21 protein-coding genes are annotated in these 19,467 nt (G+C 41.3%); 2 read left to right on the top strand and 19 right to left on the bottom strand.

The features are described 5' to 3' along the window. Positions 1–360, top strand: a 360-nt coding sequence (locus NR125_RS28065) for a hypothetical protein (RefSeq protein ID WP_256816638.1), incomplete at its 5' end; no start/stop codon positions are given. 86 nt (positions 361–446) lie between these two features. Here the strand turns inward: NR125_RS28065 and NR125_RS28060 are convergent. The 19 genes from NR125_RS28060 to NR125_RS27970 form a co-directional block, all read right to left on the bottom strand. Next, positions 447–971 (bottom strand): YpoC family protein, encoded by a 525-nt coding sequence (locus NR125_RS28060; RefSeq protein ID WP_009332709.1) that lies wholly within the window; start codon positions 969–971, stop codon positions 447–449. Then, positions 968–1,624, bottom strand: coding sequence for an endonuclease III (gene nth, locus NR125_RS28055; RefSeq protein ID WP_009332710.1), 657 nt, complete (start codon positions 1,622–1,624; stop codon positions 968–970). Before nth ends, NR125_RS28060 begins: the two co-directional genes overlap by 4 nt. Positions 1,625–1,675: 51 nt before the next feature. Beyond that, positions 1,676–2,386 (bottom strand): DnaD domain-containing protein, encoded by a 711-nt coding sequence (locus NR125_RS28050; protein ID WP_009332711.1) that lies wholly within the window; start codon positions 2,384–2,386, stop codon positions 1,676–1,678. 180 nt (positions 2,387–2,566) lie between these two features. Continuing rightward, positions 2,567–3,859, bottom strand: a complete 1,293-nt coding sequence (gene asnS / locus NR125_RS28045) for an asparagine--tRNA ligase (protein WP_157380205.1) — start codon at positions 3,857–3,859, stop codon at positions 2,567–2,569. Positions 3,860–4,118: 259 nt separating this feature from the next. Continuing rightward, positions 4,119–5,303, bottom strand: coding sequence for a pyridoxal phosphate-dependent aminotransferase (locus tag NR125_RS28040; protein ID WP_034296682.1), 1,185 nt, complete (start codon positions 5,301–5,303; stop codon positions 4,119–4,121). Positions 5,304–5,362: 59 nt separating this feature from the next. After that, a complete protein-coding gene (locus tag NR125_RS28035; RefSeq protein ID WP_009332714.1) occupies positions 5,363–5,836 on the bottom strand; it encodes a cell wall elongation regulator TseB-like domain-containing protein in 474 nt (157 codons plus the stop codon). A 15-nt stretch (positions 5,837–5,851) separates the two neighbouring features. After that, the gene (locus NR125_RS28030; protein ID WP_009332715.1) at positions 5,852–6,022 is read right to left on the bottom strand and encodes a YpmA family protein; all 171 of its coding nucleotides are present in this window, start codon (positions 6,020–6,022) and stop codon (positions 5,852–5,854) included. Between the two features lie 305 nt (positions 6,023–6,327). Then, the gene (locus tag NR125_RS28025; protein WP_071157200.1) at positions 6,328–7,176 is read right to left on the bottom strand and encodes a ComEC/Rec2 family competence protein; all 849 of its coding nucleotides are present in this window, start codon (positions 7,174–7,176) and stop codon (positions 6,328–6,330) included. Between the two features lie 154 nt (positions 7,177–7,330). Beyond that, on the bottom strand, positions 7,331–10,132 hold the full coding sequence (dinG, locus tag NR125_RS28020) for an ATP-dependent DNA helicase DinG (protein WP_009332717.1): 2,802 nt from the start codon (positions 10,130–10,132) through the stop codon (positions 7,331–7,333). Between the two features lie 173 nt (positions 10,133–10,305). Then, positions 10,306–10,689 (bottom strand): aspartate 1-decarboxylase, encoded by a 384-nt coding sequence (gene panD / locus NR125_RS28015; RefSeq protein ID WP_009332718.1) that lies wholly within the window; start codon positions 10,687–10,689, stop codon positions 10,306–10,308. A 14-nt stretch (positions 10,690–10,703) separates the two neighbouring features. Then, entirely contained in the window at positions 10,704–11,561 is an 858-nt protein-coding gene (panC, locus tag NR125_RS28010; protein WP_009332719.1) for a pantoate--beta-alanine ligase, read from the bottom strand. Beyond that, entirely contained in the window at positions 11,558–12,394 is an 837-nt protein-coding gene (gene panB / locus NR125_RS28005) for a 3-methyl-2-oxobutanoate hydroxymethyltransferase (protein ID WP_009332720.1), read from the bottom strand. Before panB ends, panC begins: the two co-directional genes overlap by 4 nt. A gap of 269 nt (positions 12,395–12,663) precedes the next feature. Next, positions 12,664–13,647 carry a biotin--[acetyl-CoA-carboxylase] ligase gene (locus NR125_RS28000; protein ID WP_009332721.1) on the bottom strand — a complete coding sequence of 328 codons (984 nt, stop codon included), beginning with the start codon at positions 13,645–13,647 and terminating at the stop codon, positions 12,664–12,666. Next, a complete protein-coding gene (locus NR125_RS27995; protein ID WP_009332722.1) occupies positions 13,620–14,828 on the bottom strand; it encodes a CCA tRNA nucleotidyltransferase in 1,209 nt (402 codons plus the stop codon). Before NR125_RS27995 ends, NR125_RS28000 begins: the two co-directional genes overlap by 28 nt. Further along, the gene (gene bshA, locus NR125_RS27990) at positions 14,825–15,970 is read right to left on the bottom strand and encodes an N-acetyl-alpha-D-glucosaminyl L-malate synthase BshA (protein ID WP_009332723.1); all 1,146 of its coding nucleotides are present in this window, start codon (positions 15,968–15,970) and stop codon (positions 14,825–14,827) included. The genes NR125_RS27995 and bshA overlap by 4 nt, the downstream gene beginning before the upstream one ends. Further along, on the bottom strand, positions 15,967–16,683 hold the full coding sequence (bshB1, locus tag NR125_RS27985) for a bacillithiol biosynthesis deacetylase BshB1 (RefSeq protein WP_009332724.1): 717 nt from the start codon (positions 16,681–16,683) through the stop codon (positions 15,967–15,969). The genes bshA and bshB1 overlap by 4 nt, the downstream gene beginning before the upstream one ends. Then, positions 16,670–17,092 carry a methylglyoxal synthase gene (mgsA, locus tag NR125_RS27980; protein WP_009332725.1) on the bottom strand — a complete coding sequence of 141 codons (423 nt, stop codon included), beginning with the start codon at positions 17,090–17,092 and terminating at the stop codon, positions 16,670–16,672. The genes bshB1 and mgsA overlap by 14 nt, the downstream gene beginning before the upstream one ends. Before the next feature lie 14 nt (positions 17,093–17,106). Beyond that, positions 17,107–17,910: a 4-hydroxy-tetrahydrodipicolinate reductase gene (dapB, locus tag NR125_RS27975; RefSeq protein WP_009332726.1), complete on the bottom strand. Its 804-nt coding sequence runs from the start codon at positions 17,908–17,910 to the stop codon at positions 17,107–17,109. 14 nt (positions 17,911–17,924) lie between these two features. Further along, positions 17,925–18,257: a nucleotide pyrophosphohydrolase gene (locus NR125_RS27970; RefSeq protein WP_009332727.1), complete on the bottom strand. Its 333-nt coding sequence runs from the start codon at positions 18,255–18,257 to the stop codon at positions 17,925–17,927. Positions 18,258–18,475: 218 nt separating this feature from the next. Between NR125_RS27970 and NR125_RS27965 the strand changes: the two genes are divergently transcribed. Beyond that, the gene (locus tag NR125_RS27965; RefSeq protein WP_009332728.1) at positions 18,476–19,348 is read left to right on the top strand and encodes a YitT family protein; all 873 of its coding nucleotides are present in this window, start codon (positions 18,476–18,478) and stop codon (positions 19,346–19,348) included. The last annotated feature ends 119 nt before the right edge of the window (positions 19,349–19,467 follow it).

The raw sequence follows: 19,467 nt of genomic DNA, 5'->3' as shown, positions 1-19,467 counted from the left end.
ACGCGCGCATTTCTTCCGTTTGTGCGCGCTTTCTCTCCTTTTGCGCACGGCTTAAGGGGTTTATGCGCGGACCTTTGGTTCGCGCGGGTCCCAGTCTTTTACGCGTCATTTCTTCCGTTTGTGCGCGCTTTCTCTCCTTTTGCGCGCGGCTTAATGGAATTTATGCGCGGACCCTTTGGGTTTGCGCAGGTTCTGGTCTTTTACGCGCGCATTTCTTCCGTTTGTGCGCGCTTTCTCTCCTTTTACGCACGGCTTAATGGGATTTATGCGCGGACTCTTTGTGTTCCCGCGGGTTCCGGTCTTTTACGCGCGCATTTCTTCCGTTTGTGCGCGCTTTCTCTCCTTTTGCGCACGGCTTAAGGGATTTATGCGCGGGACTTGTAGTTCGTGGAGACTAGTGAAACTGATAAACTTTTTCTCTAGCCATAGAAAAAAGCGCCTATCAATTAAAGGCGCTTTCTCTTCGATTTTTCCAATGCAAGCATCTTCATATATTGCTTTTCCATTTCAGATATTAGTTCAGACAGCTGTATATAAGAATGATAAAAAGCCGGTCGTGCAAAAATGAAATTCAGCCGTTCTTTAAGGTTCACTGGCTTTATTGGCAATTCTCCAGGATCTGACTGAAGGTTTACCGGCTTGCTGTTTGCCCAATACAATAGCTGTAAAAATACTCCCAAAGATACTTTCATCGGATCTAATGCTGCCTTCTGGTCCCGGTTTGAAAAGTGCATACCCAGAAGATGTTTCTGCCCTGCCCACTCATTCATTAAGACAGGAATAAATTTTTCGCTGGTTTCCCAAGGCCTTACAGCAGGTATGCCCGCATAAAAAGCAGCTTCATATAGAAATGGCGGTAGAGGCTGATAAGCGGAAAGGGATCCTTCTTTTACAGCCAATGAATCATTCATTTTGTAAAACAGGGAATGGCATAATTGTTCTGTAACAGGAATGACTATCTCCCCGGTCATTTTGCTTGCTTCACCTTCATACGTTTCTTGCCTTCCCGGCATAAATCTAGCAGAGGGCAAATCTCACATTGAGGATTCTGTGCCTTACAGTGATATCTTCCAAAAAAGATCATACGATGATGAGTAATTGACCATTCATCCATCGGCACTTTCTTCATTAATGTCTTTTCAACTTCCAGTACAGAGTCCTTCCAGCGGCAGAAGCCAAGCCTTTTGCTTACTCGTTCAACATGAGTATCGACTGCAATGGCAGGCACTCCATAAGCCACTGAGACAACGACATTGGCAGTTTTGCGGCCTACTCCAGGAAGCTTTGTCAGCTCATCTCTGTCACGCGGCACTACACCCTCATATTCATCCAGAAGCAATCTGCACAGCTTTTGGATATTTTTAGCTTTGTTGCGATAAAGACCAATTGAGCGGATATCTTCCTGCAGTTCCTCTATGGAAACATTGAGGTAATCCTGGGGTGTTTTATACTTTTGGAACAGGTTTTTTGTCACTTTGTTTACCAGTGCATCAGTACATTGTGCAGATAGTGCTACAGCTATGACTAATTCAAATGGATTGGAATGATTTAATTCACAATGTGCCTCCGGGAACATTTCCCCCATTGCATCAAGGCAGTATCTTATTTGTGTTTTATTTAACAAAGAAATCACCAACTTACTATCTTCAATATTTTAGGTGCACCTTTAGCCTGCTTACTGTTCAAGCCAATTATAAAAGGGAACAGATTTCGTCGTCTGTGACGGAGTGTCTTCCCTCTTTGTCCTTAGCTGTGCCTGGTTCTGCCTGAATTTTTTTCCATAGCTTTTAGCCTGTTCAATCGTTTTTATGCCATTCTTTTTCCATTCAAAAAGAATCCTGTCTATATATCTGAAATTCAGTTTGCCGGACAGGACAGATTCTCTTAATGCAGCTTTTATAATATGGGGATCATGATGATCATCATCCATCCAGAGCGCAAGTGTTTCACATTCAAAAGGTGAAAGCGGCCTGCCGAATTCCCTTTCAAAGCAAGTATAAAGATCTGTTTCCTCCTGCTGTATCTTAACAGCTTCCTCTTTCTTGCCGCTGAGCAGAAACTGATCAATGAGCTTCTCCCAAAGCGGATCTAGATGGTATTTTTCATATCTTATGCCATCAGCAGAGTAGCTATCTTTGATATCAAAAAATCCTTTTTGGATTAGTTTCCTTAACATATCCGTACATTCAGCCACAGAAATGGTCATGCGCGAAGATAATTCTACAGGGGTGGGAAATTCATTCCCATGGTCAATATAGGAAATTACATGAAGAATTAAGACGAGTTCATGCTCATTCAAATTCATTTCTTTATATTGAGAAAGCAGGACTCCAGGTATTGAAATATTTCCTTCCTGAAGCCATTTTAATAAACTATTTTTAGACATTCGGGACACCTCCTTCTCAGTATATCATGAACACAGTGGCCAAAGTGAGATGAAAAACCGGTAACTTTTCCATGAAGATTCAGCTTGACTGCTTTCTTCTGGAAGATGTTGCGGGAATCTGAAGAAGCAAAAAATCCGCGGAAGGCGGATTTCTGCATTATCTATCAGTTTTTTTAAAAATTATGGATATAAGCGGTTTAATAAACGAGGAAAAGGAATTGTTTCACGTACATGCTCGACGCCGCTTATCCACGCAACTGTTCTTTCAAGTCCAAGACCAAATCCCGAATGCGGTACGGACCCATATTGACGAAGCTCCAGGTACCATTTGTAAGCATCCATATCTAACTTATGTTCATCAAGGCGCTGCTTTAGAAGGTCATAGTCGTGAATACGCTCAGAGCCGCCGATGATTTCTCCATACCCTTCAGGTGCAATCAAGTCGGCACATAATACAACATCTTCTCTTGATGGATCAGGCTGCATATAGAATGGTTTCAGTGAAGTTGGATAGTGTGTGATAAAGACTGGCTTATCATAGCTTTCTGCAATTGCTGTCTCATGCGGTGCACCAAAGTCGTCTCCCCACTGGATATCATCAAAACCTTTTTCCTGAAGAAACTTAATTGCTTCATCATACGTGATGCGCGGGAATGGTGCCGTAATTTTTTCAAGTTTCTCCGTATCACGGCCTAGTGTTTTGAGTTCGATTGAACAGTTCTTAAGAACAGATTGTACAATATGAGCTACATATTCTTCCTGTACTTTCAAGTTATCATCAAACTCACAGAAAGCCATTTCAGGTTCAATCATCCAAAATTCGATTAAATGACGGCGAGTTTTGGATTTTTCAGCACGGAAGGTCGGCCCGAATGAAAATACTTTTCCAAGAGCCATAGCAGCTGCCTCCATATAAAGCTGGCCGCTTTGTGATAAATAAGCATCTTCATCAAAATACTTTGTCGCAAAAAGTTCCGACGTACCTTCTGGGGCGCTTCCCGTCAAAATTGGCGGGTCAACCTTGGAAAAACCTTGCTCGTTGAAAAACTCATAAGTTGCCCGGATAATTTCATTTCTGATTTTCATGACTGCATGCTGTCGGCGGGAGCGCAGCCATAAGTGACGATTGTCCATTAGGAATTCAGTTCCATGTTCTTTAGGAGTAATCGGATAGTCCACAGCCTGATGAATAACTTCCAGACCTGTAACCAGCATTTCAAATCCGAAAGGTGAACGCTCATCCTTTTGAATCTTGCCAGTAACATAAACAGAAGATTCCTGTGTAACTGATTTTGCACCCTGGAAAATCTCTTCCGGCACTTCCGCTTTCACTACAACACCTTGAATAAAACCAGTCCCATCGCGCAGCTGTAAAAATGCAATCTTTCCGCTTGAGCGCTTGTTGGCAATCCAAGCTCCAATCGTAACTTCCTGATCAACATATTTATGAACTTGAGAAATTGTTGTTTTTATCAATTTATGTTCCCTCCAAAAAAATCTAAGCAATCACTTCTTATGTAACGCTATATATTATACCTTCAAGCACATTGACAAGCAATATTAGTAATATTTTAAGTGTTCTTACGAAAAATACAGAAGGAGGCCGGATATAATCCAGCGCTCCTGTTTCACAAAAATTAGAAAGTCCAAAATTTTGAACGTCGATAACTTTCTAGCGTAAGCAGCCTACCGTCTCGAGGTGTCGGCGTGGGCAAGGCGCTTCCGCTTTTCTTTACTTCATGTTCTTTTCTACAAAACCATGCATCCGTTCCACAGCTTTTTCTAATAATTCAAGAGAAGTTGCATATGATAAACGGATATTATCCGGAGAGCCAAAACCAGAACCTGGAATTACTGCAACCATCGCTTCCTCAAGAAGAGCCTTAACAAATTCATCGACACTCTCAAAACCGGTCAATTCTGCTGCCTTTTTCACATTGGGAAACAGGTAAAATGCTCCTTGTGGTTTTACACAAGTAAAGCCTGGAATGCTGATTAATTTATCATAGATAACATTTAATCGATGTTCGAATGCTTCTCTCATTTCTTCCAGTGTATCCTGTGATCCGGCATATGCAGCGATTGAACCATATTGTGCTGTTGTCGTCGGGTTGGATGTGCTGTGGCTGGCAAGGTTGGTCATGGCCTTAATAATATTCTTATTACCTGCTGCATATCCAATTCTCCACCCTGTCATGGAATGAGACTTGGATACCCCATTAATGATAATGGTTTGTTCTTTAAGTTCAGGTGAAATTTCAGCAATCGAAGTATGCTGGTGGCCGCCATATACCAGTTTTTCATAGATTTCATCAGAAATGATAAGGACACTATGCTTTAAACAAACCTCGCCAAGCTCCTTTAATTCCTCCGCTGAATAAAGCATGCCGGTCGGGTTGCTTGGTGAGTTAATAATCACTGCCTTGGTTTTGTCAGTTATGCTTTTAGCCAGCTGTTCCGGTGTGATCTTAAAATCATTCTCTTCTCTTCCCTCTGCATAAACAGGAATACCTCCTGCTAGTTTAACCTGTTCAGGATAGCTGACCCAATATGGAGTCGGGATAATGACTTCATCCCCTTCATTAAGCAAAACCTGGAAAAGTGTATATAAGCCATGCTTTGCACCATTGGTAACGATGATTTCTGAAGCGTCATACTCAAGTCCCTGGTCTTTTTTAAACTTGTTTGCGATTTCTTTCTTTAATGCTGGAAGACCTGCTGAAGCCGTATATTTTGTATGTCCCTCATTCATTGATTTCACTGCTGCATCGATAATATGCTGCGGCGTATTAAAATCCGGCTCGCCTGCTCCCAATCCAATAACATCATGTCCCTGGGCTTTTAGCTCTTTTGCTTTTGCTGTGATTGCCAGAGTTGTTGATGGTGTCAACGCTTTTACTCTTTGTGCCAGTTGAATCTCCATTTGCTTGCTTCCTCCCGATTTTCTCCTGCACTAAGGCGCTGTAATGCCTCAGGCTATAGATTTTCAATTTTTTTTAGCCATTTTCCTGTTTTAAAATCTATATAATAATAATTTATTAAATCACTGCCGGAACGGTAATGAATTTCCCATAATGGAATATTTTTCTCCATTCCAAGCCGCACAGACATGATTTCAGCAGCATTTTTCTCCTGCTTAAGTCTGTTAATGGCCTCATTTCTGGAAATTCCTTCAGATTCTTTCAGTGTAACGATTTTCCCTTTTTTTTCTGGAACCCACACATATATGCTTGTCCCATCATGATCTTTACCCTCGATTACATAGTAGGTCTCAGTGCCATGATATAAATTGAAATCTTCAGTTTCAGCAAGATCTGTTTCCTTTTTCGCAAGCTCTACAGCCTTTGATTCTGCCGCTCTAACCGGCTTCATGCTGTTGAAATAAATTAAAGAGCCTGCTCCAATGCATATGACAAGCAGAATAATGATACCCCATATTGCTCTCTTCATGTCTCAATCACTCTTTTATGTACGATAAATCGTAAAAATCGCTTTATTTTGGTCTTCCTGATCAAGCGCCAAACCGAACATCAAATCTTTTTCTTTTAAAGTTCTGTTCAGTGCATCAACAATTTTATACAGATCCGGGCTTTGCTGGATCTTCACGGTAGATAAAACCTCAATTTTGCTTTCCATTCTGGAATTCCTCCTCAGCCTCTACAATATTTGTAACTTATATACCCAGCCGTTAAGGTTAAACTAATTTTACAAAGAAATAAATCTCAGTAACAGTATAACAGCAGAATTGATTAACTGGTATTAAAACAACTACAAATTTTCTTCTGGTCCACCACGTCAAGCTGCGCCGCAAGCGCAGCTTTTTTCATTTGGCCATTAAATTTTGATTGCTAATTATTTGGCCTGTTGAAAGTGATAAACTTCCCCCTAAAATTCATTATCTTCACAAAATATTTCCCTTTGATATTTTGGTGAAGGTATGTTTATTTGAACTCCTCGCCCTGGAAAATCGTGAATAATTCATAATTAATGTCTGTAAATTTGATGGTGACGGTTCCGTGCTTTCTTGTATAATATACATCAACCCAGGCATCGTTTAACAGCCCGAACAGATCCGAATCATGTTTTATGGATGGTTTATAAAAAAGAATGGCGATCTGCGGATCCAAATGTTTGATCATCTCTTCTGATATGGAATCGTTCCTGCCAAACGCAGGAAGTTTTACAATATTAACATTGGATAACTCTTTTTTCATGAGAAAATGTTTAGATTTTGGACTAGTCGAGTTCATAAATAATACACGATGCCTTGCAAATGTAAAGGAAATATCCATTCCTTCCCCCGATTCATTACCTGCGTAAAGAACTTCTGCAAGCAACCCCGGAAATAGCTGCTGCTTAAAATTCTGATTCCAGGCATGCAGACTAAGGTCACTGATTCCGTTCTCAGCCCTCAACTCAGAAACTGCAGAATCATAGGCAATAATTTCTTTAACCCCAAAATCTTCTATCAGCCATTTAAGGCTGGCCACGTTATATAATTCCTCATCTGTCAGGATAATAGCTGAAATCCTATTTACGCCATATAATTCAAGAAGCTTCTTTAATTCTTCCTCTGTTCCTGGCCCGCCGGTGTTAATAAGGACTTTTTCGTCATTTCCATGATGAAGCAAAGAAGCCTCGCCATCAGACAAGGAAAAAAACGTAAAAGCCAGCTCATCACTTTTTAGTTTTAGATCAATGCTTTCCACTTTAACAGGAACTGCTGGTGAATCCTTAGGTATGTAATACCAATTCGTGAACAGTAGCATAAAGGCGAACAGCACGTTCATCTTTCCATTCCTCCTACATATGAACAAAAGCATACTGAGGATTTATAAATAAAGAACCCACAAAATTATAATGCGTTAATCATCTAAATTTATCCTGATAAAAACCAGATGCCTTATTCTCATAGTAGGATTCCGGTGAAAATCGCTGAATTTTTTACAGCCAAGTATAAATTAATTCGACAATTTCATCAATATTACTTTTCTGGACAGGAATAGGCGGAATGGAATCCAGAAATGCCTTTCCATACCTTGCGGTGATAATTCTTCGGTCAAATATCACGATGACTCCTCTATCCGAACTTGTTCTAATTAATCTCCCGACACCTTGCTTAAAGCGGATAACTGCTTCGGGCAATGAGTATTCGGAAAACGGATTTTTTCCTTCCTTTGCAATTTGCTCATTTTTCGCCTGTGCCATCGGTTCATCTGGAGGTGAAAATGGCAGCCTGACAATTACAAGACAGGAAAGATCCTCACCAGGGATATCCACACCTTCCCAAAAGCTGCTTGTCCCTAAAAGAATGGCTTTATCAAATCGCTGAAAATTCCTCGTAAGTCTTGATCTGCTTCCGCTTGTAACACCCTGGGCAATGAGAACATAATCCTCCAGGAACCCTGATTCCTTTATAAGCTCATAGGTTCTTCTTAACATCTCATGCGAAGTGAAAAGAATCAGCATTCTTCCTTTCGCTGCTTCCGCAATTGAAATTATATGCTCGGTAATTGATGCCACATACTCCTCGAGCGGTACTGCATTCACTTCAGGCAAATCATCAGAAATCACTAGCTTAACCTGCCTCTGATAATCAAAAGGAGATTGAATTTGCTTTAGAGTGCATTGCTGTTCCTCAAGCCCTAGTTCCTTTAGAATAAAACTGAAAGAATTTTTCACAGATAAAGTGGCAGATGTAATGACCGTACTTTCCTTTTGGCTGAAGAATTGTTCATTAAGATATTCAGAAACTGATACAGGCTGTGCATAAACAGTTGTAGCATTTTGTGCAGAGCGAGTATCCATTTCAATCCAAACAACAAATTCCCGGGACGGCAAGTGAAAGATATGGTTTAAATCCTCATACATTCCCCTTAAATCATCCAGAATGGAAGCCACTTCCTCCATTAATGCCTTCTCCTCAAGAGAAAGAGCTGATTTAATATTTGAAACTGCTCCTACACGGCTGTCTATGCCCTGGATCAATTCCTTAAGCATAAATTTAAAACGTTCGGCACTCGCTAATACGACATTCGTTTCCTTGTTATCAGCATTTCTATTAAATCGGACCGTAATTCGATTTACGCTTTTTTTTGCTTTTGTATGTTTTTTAGCATAAATCGCTATAACTCTAAACAACTCATCCATTTCATGAATAATGTCAGCTATTGTTTGGTTGATTTCAAAAGAATGCATGACATCATCAGGTGCCGCTGCTTTCTCTTCCACCAGCTTTTCAAGCTTATAATATAGCTGCTTCTGTTCAAATAATCCAATTTGACCAAGCATCAGCCGAACTGATAGATAATCAAGCTTATTGCCAAAATGTTTCCCAGAAGCCTTAACAAAATGATGTCCCTCATCGATCACCACATGGCTGAATTCAGGCAAAATAACATTATCTGCTGTTAGATCCGTTAAAAGCAGTGAGTGATTCGTAATAATGATATCTGCCTTTTGGGCATCCTTTCTTGCCCTTAGATAAAAATCTCTGGAAATCCACGACTTATCCTGTAAAAAAGCTGTTTCATCATTCTTTATCCTGCTCCAGTAAATCATCCCGCCGCTTGACAGGTTTAATTCATCAATATCACCTGTGTCAGTCTCCAGCAGCCAGACAAGAATCTGCATTTTGCTAAGGGTTGTATCATAATTATCTTCATCATCTCTTAACGTTTGAGCGAACTTCGCAAGGCTGATATAATGGCTTCTTCCCTTCAGCAATACAGCTTTAAGCGGGAATGGCAGCATTTTTTGAAGCAGTGGAACATCCTTCCTCAGCAGCTGCTCCTGAAGCTGTGTTGTATATGTACTGATAATAACAGTTCTTCCGCTTTCCTTTGCATAAACAGCTGATGGAACAAGATATGCCAAGGACTTCCCAACACCAGTGCCTGCCTCAATCAATGCATGCCGTTTATTTTTGAACGCTCCATAAACCGAATCCATCATGATAAACTGGCCATCTCTTTTTTCAAAAGAAGGGAAGGCTTTAATGAACATTTCCTGCTTTTCCTCTTCACTGAAAGGAAAGCCCTGAAATTCGGAGCCTGCTAGTTCCCGTGGTTTCATTTCTTTTTTCAGTGCAATCCCTCTGTGAACTTCAATACCATCATCTAAATAACCAATCCTACTTTCATTAACCGCAATGAACTCGTCCAATAATATATCAAGATCACTCTTTAAGCCTCCAGACAGCTTATGCAGCAGGTCTATGGTGTTATGGGGAAGGTTTTTAAGCTTATTCAATAATATTAACAGGAGCTCAGCGGTCACATACGCATCACTGTCTGCCTGATGGGGACGTTCATGATTAAGGCCTTCCCGGAGTGCAAGATCAGATAATTTAAAGCTATCTGCAGTCGGAAAAAGAATACGGGCCATCTCAACTGTATCAAGAACAGGACCGTAAAATCCGTTATATCCTGCCTCAATTAATTCTTCCTGTAAAAAAGATAAATCAAATAAAACATTATGAGCCACAAAATAAGCACCCTCAAGCAAAGTCAAGACTTTAGGGGCAATTTCCGAAAAGAGCGGGGCATTCTCGACCATTTCATCTGACAATCCTGTCAGTTCTTCTATAAACGGGGGGATGGATTGCTCCGGGTTTACAAGGGAGGAGTATTCCTCTGTGATTTTTCCGTTTTCAATCACCACAGCAGCAAATTGTATTATTTTATCGCCTTTTTTCGGGGCGTTCCCGGTTGTTTCCAAATCCACTACAACATATTTATTACCCATGGCTAACACCTCAATATTCAGTCATTCAAACGGTATCATAAAAACGGAAAAAGAAAAAGGCAAATAGCTTTTCCCCTTATTATTTTTCTTCCACTTGAACTATGCAGTTATTCAGGCTGTTTATAAAAAAGAGCTGAATCTCCATAGGAGTTCAGCACTTTATAAAACTCTATTTAAAAAACTGTACTTTCCGGCTCTGCATGTATCATGTCAGCGATCCGATTGCTGCTGTCCATTATCGCTACCTTTGGTTCATGATAAGGCACCTTTTCATCAGGAACGAGAGCATATGAAATGATAATGACAATATCCCCTTCCTGTACAAGGCGTGCTGCTGCACCATTAACGCAGATTACGCCGCTCCCTCTTTCACCGGGTATAATATAGGTTTCAAATCGTGCTCCATTGTTATTATTAACAATTTGAACTTTCTCATTGGGAGCCATGCCTACTGCTTCAATAATGTCTGTATCGATAGTGATGCTGCCAACATAATTAAGATTGGCTTCTGTTACTGTTGCACGATGGATCTTGCCATTCATCATGGTGCGAAACATGCTGTCTTCCTCCCTTAGCTTTGTTTTTTCACTGATATTATAGCGTTATCTATTAAACGGGCCTTTGAGAATTTAACGGCCATTGCGATGATGATTTTACCTTCCAGGCGGGAAAGCTGTTTAAGGTGGGGATAGGATAGGATTTCAATATAATCTATTTCCCCGCTTGTATTTTTTGTGATGAATTCCTTCATGCGGGCTAGAATCTTCCGGGGATCTTGTTCCCCTTCATCTATAGCGGACTCCGCCATCTTAAGACTTTGATGGAGAGCTGCTGCTTGATCTCGTTCTGCCGGAAGAAGATGTACGTTCCTTGAGCTCTTAGCCAATCCATCTTCTTCTCTGACCGTCTGAACAGGGACAATTTCCACTGGAATATTGAAATCTCGTACTAGCCCATCAACAACGGCCACCTGCTGAGCATCCTTCATCCCAAAATATACTTTATCAGGCTGTACAATGTTAAAGAGCTTTATAAGGACCGTTGCAACTCCATCGAAATGTCCCGGCCTGGATTTTCCGCATAAAACATCCGTACGATCCTGTACTTTAGCTGTTACAGACGGAGTCTCAGGATACATTTCCTCTGCTGAAGGAAAGAAGATGTAGTCATTCCCCTCTTTCTCTGCAAGGCTGCTGTCACGCTCGAAATCCCTGGGATATGTCGCTAAATCTTCTTTAGGGCCGAATTGAAGCGGATTGACAAAGATGCTTACCACTGTCACATCATTTTCTTCTCTGGCGGCACTTAATAAGGAGAGATGACCTTCGTGTAAATAACCCATTGTCGGGACGAATCCAATTGTCTTTCCTTCCCTCTTAAGCTGTAAAGCAATACTTTGCATTTCTTTTATATCAGTAATAGTTCTCATGCTTTTCCCCCGTACAAGCTCAGCAGCTCTTCCTCTTTCATCTTGAAGGAATGGCAATCATCAGGAAATGATCCGTTCTTCACTTCTGCGGAATAAGCTGCAAGACTATCGCCGATAATTGGGTTCAGGTTTTCATACTGTTTCACAAACTTTGGAACACGCTCTACACCGTATCCCAATACATCATGGTAAACAAGAACCTGTCCATCTGTATCCTTGCCGGCCCCTATCCCAATGACAGGAATCGTCAATTCTTCAGTAATCTGCTTTGCCAGCTGTTTTGGAACACACTCAAGGACAAGAGCGAAAGCTCCAGCCCTCTCACATTCTCTGGCATCATCAATCAGCTTTCTGGCTGCTTCAGCGTTTTTCCCCTGAACTTTATATCCCCCAAGGACCCCCACAGATTGTGGTGTCAGGCCCAGGTGGGCAACAACAGGAATGCCTGCTTTTGTTAACGCTCCGATTTGTTGTGCGACTTCATCACCGCCTTCAAGCTTAACAGCATGTGCCCCTGTTTCCTGAATGAGCCTTGCTCCATTTATAAGTGTATCTTTTGCGGACAAGTGATAGCTCATAAAAGGCATATCAATCACAATAAATGTATTTTTTGCTCCACGTTTGACAGCCTTTCCATGATGAATCATATCCTCCATTGTAACTGGAACAGTTGAATCATAGCCCAGCACTACCATCCCAAGCGAGTCCCCCACAAGAATCATGTCCACATTGGCCCCTTCGGCCTGTTTGGCAGCAGGGAAATCATAAGCTGTCAGCATTACAATTTTCTCTTCATTTTCCTTCATTTTTAGAAAATCAGTTGTTTGCTTCATCATTCGTCCTCCTTATGCAGGAAGAGGCAATAAAACTTCCAAATGAGTTAAAAAACAGAACATTAAAAAATCCTTCTGTAGGCAGAAGGATTTTGCAATAGCTCATATATCAGTTCATCCCTCTGTCCCGGTCCATTTTTTTGGATCTAGGCAGATATCTATTTATTTTATGATTCGCTCAAAAAAGGTGCAGTTCTTTTAAGGATACTGCCCATAAAAAGTATATCAAAAAGGCAAAAGAATTGGCTATAAAAATTTTAGGCAAACAATTAAACATCCAGCTCAATGTCCGCAGAATAGACATGATGGACCTTTCCGCTGCTGTCTTCGATCATCAGGACTCCATCTTCTGTTATTCCAAGAGCCTTGCCATATATACTGCCGGTAATAGTTCTTGCAGTAAGGTTCTTACCAATGCTGACAGCATAACTTTCCCATAAAAGCTTAATCGGATAGAAGCCTTTATCTAAATACAGTTTATAAAGGTTTTCCAGTTTGGCCAGCAATACTCTAATCAGCTCCGCTCTTGAAAGCTTTTCGCCTTTTTCAATGGATATAGAAGTGGCAATGTCTTTAAGTTCATCTGGATAATCATCAAGCTCCTGGTTAACATTGATTCCAATGCCGATGATTATTGAAATAATGCGGTCTGCATCCGCCTGCAGTTCCGTCAGGATTCCTGTAACTTTCTTCCCGTTCATTAATATATCATTCGGCCATTTAATTTGCGGTGTTAAATCTGTCAGCTCTTCAATCGCCTGTACAACAGCCACCGCTGTAATGAGCGTCAGCTGCGGTGCTTTCGGAGGTGGAATATTCGGCCTCAGGATAACACTCATCCATACGCCTGTTGATTTCGGGGAATGCCATCTCCTGTCCATTCTTCCCCTGCCTGAAAGCTGTTCCTCCGCGATGATGACCGTTCCTTCCTGCGCACCTTCGTAAGCAAGGCGATGAGCAATCTTCTGTGTTGAGTCAACACTTTCTTCATGATGAATTTGACGGCCAAGTGTTTCAGTCTGCAGACCCAGCCTGATTTCATCAGGAGTAACCTTTTCAGGTGTTTTCGTAATCCGATATCCCTTTCTTCTGACCGCTTCCAGTTCAAAGCCTTCTTTCCTCAGCTCTTCAATATGCTTCCATACAGCCGTTCTTGAGCAGCCAATCAGGTTGGCTAAATACTGGCCTGAAAGGTATTCCTCCTTGCTCTTCGTAAAAGCATCAATCAATTTTTTCCTAATTTCTGATTGCAATTTATGAGCCACTCCCTTATGGATTCATTGCTATTATTCAATTCGCCGCGCAAGACAGCTTCCTCCGTTTTTTCAAGAATTGCTTTAATCCAGGGTCCAGGAGGTTTGCCAAACCAATCCATCAGGTTATCTCCGGTAAGCTGAAGATCGCTTCTCTCTTTAATCGGCAGGCAATTATATTTACTCACCAGGATATCGGTTCCCCTGCTTGAGTCCTCATGCACGATTACGTTGAGGACCCGCTCGGCGTTTAGTGAAACGCATCCTGCCTGGTAAAGGGAATAGGCATCCCACATATTTTTGGCTCTATACCGAATCCATTTATTAATTGCCAATATCTTTTTTATTTTCTTTACAGGCAGTTTCCAGCTTTTGAAAAAGGCTTCAGCCTGCGACTCGTCCAAGTTAAAGATGCATGCAAGAAAGGCCCACATTTCATCCACTGTCAGTTCAGCTGCATTATAATCTTCTGCCTGCATTAATTCCTTTTGGAAGCCAGACATATTTGGCAGATACTTAGATAGTCCTGTTTCCCCAATTATCATAAGAGCTTTCATCCGGCTGGTTCCTGCTAATAGTTTTTCGAATTCTGCCAGCTTTCTTTCAACTGCAATGTTTTCAAGTAAATGAGCCAAAGATGCCAAAGCATCATAAGTGTTTTTTTCAATTTCGAATGCAAGCTGACTATAAAAGCGGACTGCTCTCATCATTCGAAGTGCATCTTCAGTAAATCTCTCAGCAGGCTGTCCAACGGTGCAGATTCTTTTCTCTTCTATTGCTCCCCTGCCGTTAAATGGATCAATAAGATGCCCTTTCTTATCCATAGCAATGGCGTTCATTGTAAAATCTCTTCTTTTCAAATCCTCTTTTAGAGACCTGATAAATTGAACCTTTGAAGGCCTCCTAAAATCCAGATATTCAGCCTCTGACCTGAAAGTTGTAATTTCATAGGGTATGCCATTATGCAGTACAACCACAGTGCCATGCTCGATGCCCACATCAAGTGTTCTTGGGAATATGGTTTTGACTTCCTCAGGGGCAGCGGAAGTGGCAATATCGACGTCCGCAATTTCCTTGCCAAGGATAAAATCCCGTACGGAGCCTCCTACAAAATAGGCCTCATAACCTGCCGCTTCTATATTCTCGAGGACAGGAACTGCCCTTAAAAAAGCTTCATTCATCGAAGGTCACCTTTTTCCAAAAGTTCATAATAAAACTCTTCATATTGAATGACAATCTGACTGGCACTGAACCTTCCTTTAGCGAGTGAAATGGATTGGGAAGCAAACCTTTCAAGCAGGGGCTCATCATTAAGCAGTTTAATTGCTTTTTTTGAGATATCAGTTATATCCCCCAGAGTACAAATATAACCTGTCTCACCGTCGCTGATTACTTCTGGAATTCCCCCAGTATTAGTGCCGATGCACGGCACTCCGCATGCCATTGCCTCGAGAGCAACAAGTCCAAAGCTTTCCTTTTCGGATAATAAGAGCATTAAATCACTGATGCTGTATAGCTCCTCCAGATTATCCTGTTTTCCCAAAAACAAGACCTTATCTTTAAGCTGCAGATCATTCACCAGCCTGCATATAACGGTCATTTCCGGTCCGTCTCCTACTAATAGCAGCTTGGAAGGAACTTCTTCCGTGATTTTTGCAAAAGCCTTAACAACATCAGGTACCCGCTTTACACCGCGAAAATTGGAAACATGGATGACAACCTTCTCATCCGGTTTTATGCCATATTCTTCTTTAAGATAAGCAGAGTCGGTTTTCTTGTATATTCTTTCATCTATAAAGTTATAAACCGCTCTTATAGATTTATCAGGTTTTATCAGGTCATAAGTTTGCGAAATGAGCGCATTGGATACAGCTGTAACGCCATCAGACTTTTCGATTCCGAAACGGATCGCATCTGTCAGGGATGGATCATACCCGAGAACTGTAATATCCGTTCCATGAAGGGTGGTAACAATCTTAATATCCGTGCCGCTCATCTGCTTAGCCAGAATCGCACAAACTGCATGCGGGATTGCATAATGCACATGAAGAAGGTCAAGTCCTTCACGTTTTATCACTTCTGCCATTTTACTTGCAAGCGCGATATCGTAAGGAGCATATTGGAACACGGAGTATTGATTTACATCTACCTGGTGATAAAAAATATTTGGGTACATCCTTTTCAGTCTAAAAGGGAGGCTTGATGAAATAAAATGTATTTCATGGCCTTTTTCAGCCAGCATTTTACCCAGTTCTGTTGCAACAACACCTGATCCTCCCACCGTGGGATAGCAGGTGATACCTATTTTTAATTTTTTTCTCATAATTCTCCACCGAATATATCCATATTAATCATTAAGGGCTTATTGACTTTAAAGCCCTCTGCATATTCCACCCCTGCCTGTTTTCCAAATAGGCCTTCCCTCGCTGCAACAGTCTCAATATAACCGTTGACAAGCGGAGTATCAAATGAACCAGGTTTTTTTACAAATTGACTTTGATAAGACTCCAGCCCTTCAGCTTTTTTATCCATAAAAGATGAGATATCAATTAGGAAGTCAGGCTTATGGAAACCATTTATCATGTAAAAGTGGAGGCTTTTCACCTTATGCGGAGCAAAATCCCCCCCTGTTTCGTATTTTCTTATTCCGGCCGAAAAGACGGCTTCTTCCACCAGCCGGGCACAATGGCCATGGTCAGGATGCCTGTCCTCCATGTAAGGTGCAAACACAAGAACAGGCTTGTATTTACGGATCATTTCCGCAATCTTTTTTATGTATTCCTGATTATAATATAAACCCCTGTCAGGCAGATTAAGTGTTTCCCGCACACTAACCCCCAGAATATCAGCTGCTTTCAGTGATTCCTCTTTACGGATTTCAACCGTCCCATTAGAAGAAAGCTCGGCCCGGGTCAAGTCGCATATTCCAATTTTTTTTCCGATTGAGGCAAATTTGGCAATTGTGCCGCCCATGCCAATTTCAACATCATCAGCATGCGCACCAAATGCCAGAATATCAAGATTATCCAGGTTCATTCATGTCACCTTTTTCACTTACAATATTCCTCCATGATAAATCATTGCGTTCCAGTCCTTTAATAATAATTTCAGCAGTGCCCATATTAGTCGCCAATGGGACGGCATATACATCACAGAGGCGCACCAAAGCTGAAACATCCGGCTCATGAGGCTGAACAGTCAGAGGATCTCTAAAGAAAAATACTACATCCATTTTATTGTTAGCAATTAAAGCACCAATTTCCTGGTCCCCGCCAAGTGGCCCAGACTGAAAACGATGAATGGAAAGGCCAGTTTCCTTCATGATGCGTGAACCGGTTGTTCCAGTAGCGTAAAGGGTATGTTCAGCAAGAATTGATTTATAGGCGATTGCAAATCTTACAATATCATCCTTTTTCTTATCATGGGCAATTAAGGCAATATTCATGTTGGCACCCCTTTCTAATCAATAATATTTTCGAGGCCGTAGACGAGAGTATCAATTTTTAAAACTGTATCGACAGCAAGTTTTACTCCAGACATAAAGGAAGCCCTGTTATAGGAGTCATGGCGGATGGTCAATGTTTGTCCCTCCGAACCGAACATAACCTGCTGATGAGCAATCAGGCCAGGAAGCCGTACAGAGTGTATATGCATGCCATCAAAGTTTGCGCCTCTTGCACCAGGAATCGTTTCCTTCTCCTGTGAATGGCCCTGCTCTTTGTTCTCTCTTACATCAGCAATCATTTCTGCTGTTTTCACTGCAGTTCCAGATGGAGCATCCAATTTCTGGTCATGGTGGAGCTCTATAATTTCCACATCGTTAAAATATCTTCCTGCTAATTGTGAGAATTTCATCATTAATACAGCACCAAGTGCAAAGTTTGGGGCAATAATGCAGCCGATTCCTTTTTCCTGGCAAAGTTCTTCAAGCTCTTTCAAATTTTCCTTCGAAAAGCCTGTTGTCCCAACAACTGGTCTAACACCATACTCCAGTGCTGTTTTCGTGTGGAACATTCCTACTTCCGGAGTGGTCAAATCAATAAGCACATCTGGTTTTAGTTCCTGAAAGCATAAGGCAAGATCTGTGTAAACTGGAACCTGGCCAAACTGTGAAAATCCTTCAAAATCGCCAAGAAAGCCTCCGCCATTTTTATGGTCGATCACTGCAGCTATTTCATAATTTTCTGTTCGATTAACAAGCTGGACGGCTTCACTTCCCATTCGTCCCCGCGGTCCCGCTATAACAATTTTAACTTTATCCATTGTTTTCTCTCCTTCTATTCTTCAATTCTTGTCCATCTGTCTTTATCACGTGTGCTGAATTTTTTCATGACACGATCGTGCGCTTCTTCCAAGTCAATATTTAAGGAATTAGCAAAGCATATTAGAACAAAAAGCATATCTCCAAGCTCTTCTTCGATCGCTTTTTCTTCCTCGGTGGATTTTTTGGGTTTTTCACCATAGTAATGGTTCACTTCCCTGGATAGTTCCCCAAGTTCTTCAGTCATTCTTGCAAGCATGGCCAATGGACTGAAATAACCTTCTTTAAATTGGCTTATGTATGTGTCTACTTCTGTTTGTATATCTTTCATTGATTTTGCTGGTTGCATTTATTTCACCTCTGCTTTTTATAGGTGTATCTATATACGGAGATTACCACTTTTCATGTTAAGCTAAAGATCGGCTATTTTACAAATATTTTTTATCATCGAGCTTATTTGATTCCCCTCTGCCATCTTGTCCCGGAAAGGTCATTGCTCTTATATTCTGTATCTTATATAATTAGATACACTTTGGTATTGTGATATTCAGGCAGTGGAGGGATAATATGCATTTTGGATTAAAATTTAAGAATATTTTTTTCATTTTGCTTGGTGCGGCCATTTTTTCGTGGGGCCTTGTTCATTTTAATATGCAGAATAATTTGGCTGAAGGCGGATTCACCGGGATAACACTGCTCTTATATTTCCTGTTCAAGTGGGATCCTTCTTATACAAACTTGCTGCTGAATATACCCCTTTTCTTTATAGGGTGGAAACTTCTTGGCAGGAATGTTTTTGTTTACACGATTATCGGAACGGTCGCTGTGTCCATTTTCTTATGGATTTTTCAGCGGTACCAGATCGAAATGCCTCTAAAAGAGGATTTAACTCTTGCTTCTCTATTCGCCGGAGTCTTCATCGGGATTGGACTTGGGACCATTTTCAGGTATGGGGGCACAACAGGCGGAGTGGATATAATCGCGAGGCTTACCCATAAGTACGCAGGGGTAAGCATGGGAAAAACGATGTTCATTTTTGACTTTTTTGTTATAGCACTTTCTTTAATTACATACTTGGATTACAGGGAGGCCATGTATACTCTTGTTGCTGTTTTTATCGGTGCCAAAGTAATTGATTTTATGCAAGAGGGCGCCTATGCAGCAAGGGGAGCGATGATCATTTCAGAACAAAATGAAGCGATTGCCGATAAAATCATGAAAGAAATGGACCGGGGTGTCACCGTGTTAAAAGGCCACGGCTCCTTCACTAAGATAGAACGGGAAGTGCTCTATTGTGTAGTTGGCCGCAATGAAATTGTTCGTTTAAAAAATGTCATCACAGCTGTTGATCCGCATGCATTTGTATCGGTTACAGCTGTCCATGACGTACTGGGGGAAGGCTTTACTCTGGATGAAAATAAAAAGCCGGTTGAACGCTAAAGAATAGATCCAGGAGATGTCATAGTGGCATCTCTTTTTTCAGCAAAAAGAAAAAGCCAGCTAGTGGTCTTGTCCCTGTCAAGTAGACAACATAAAAAGCTAAGCAGTGAGCGCGTGTC

Source organism: Cytobacillus sp. Bac17 (assembly GCF_024519925.1).
Taxonomy (GTDB): domain Bacteria; phylum Bacillota; class Bacilli; order Bacillales; family Cytobacillaceae; genus Cytobacillus; species Cytobacillus pseudoceanisediminis.
The sequence above is the reverse complement of the archived record's forward strand: the minus strand, read 5'-3'. Positions and strand labels throughout refer to the sequence as shown.

Excerpts from the sequence above, each read along its gene's own strand:
- NR125_RS28060 (WP_009332709.1), bottom strand. The coding sequence starts at position 971 with ATGACCGGGGAGATAGTCATTCCTGTTACAGAACAATTATGCCATTCC.
- NR125_RS28050 (WP_009332711.1), bottom strand. The coding sequence starts at position 2,386 with ATGTCTAAAAATAGTTTATTAAAATGGCTTCAGGAAGGAAATATTTCA.
- NR125_RS28035 (WP_009332714.1), bottom strand. The coding sequence starts at position 5,836 with ATGAAGAGAGCAATATGGGGTATCATTATTCTGCTTGTCATATGCATT.
- NR125_RS28030 (WP_009332715.1), bottom strand. The coding sequence starts at position 6,022 with ATGGAAAGCAAAATTGAGGTTTTATCTACCGTGAAGATCCAGCAAAGC.
- NR125_RS28025 (WP_071157200.1), bottom strand. The coding sequence starts at position 7,176 with ATGAACGTGCTGTTCGCCTTTATGCTACTGTTCACGAATTGGTATTAC.
- dinG (WP_009332717.1), bottom strand. The coding sequence starts at position 10,132 with ATGGGTAATAAATATGTTGTAGTGGATTTGGAAACAACCGGGAACGCC.
- panD (WP_009332718.1), bottom strand. The coding sequence starts at position 10,689 with ATGTTTCGCACCATGATGAATGGCAAGATCCATCGTGCAACAGTAACA.
- panC (WP_009332719.1), bottom strand. The coding sequence starts at position 11,561 with ATGAGAACTATTACTGATATAAAAGAAATGCAAAGTATTGCTTTACAG.
- panB (WP_009332720.1), bottom strand. The coding sequence starts at position 12,394 with ATGAAGCAAACAACTGATTTTCTAAAAATGAAGGAAAATGAAGAGAAA.
- NR125_RS27995 (WP_009332722.1), bottom strand. The coding sequence starts at position 14,828 with ATGAATGAAGCTTTTTTAAGGGCAGTTCCTGTCCTCGAGAATATAGAA.
- bshA (WP_009332723.1), bottom strand. The coding sequence starts at position 15,970 with ATGAGAAAAAAATTAAAAATAGGTATCACCTGCTATCCCACGGTGGGA.
- bshB1 (WP_009332724.1), bottom strand. The coding sequence starts at position 16,683 with ATGAACCTGGATAATCTTGATATTCTGGCATTTGGTGCGCATGCTGAT.
- mgsA (WP_009332725.1), bottom strand. The coding sequence starts at position 17,092 with ATGAATATTGCCTTAATTGCCCATGATAAGAAAAAGGATGATATTGTA.
- dapB (WP_009332726.1), bottom strand. The coding sequence starts at position 17,910 with ATGGATAAAGTTAAAATTGTTATAGCGGGACCGCGGGGACGAATGGGA.
- NR125_RS27970 (WP_009332727.1), bottom strand. The coding sequence starts at position 18,257 with ATGCAACCAGCAAAATCAATGAAAGATATACAAACAGAAGTAGACACA.
- NR125_RS27965 (WP_009332728.1), top strand. The coding sequence starts at position 18,476 with ATGCATTTTGGATTAAAATTTAAGAATATTTTTTTCATTTTGCTTGGT.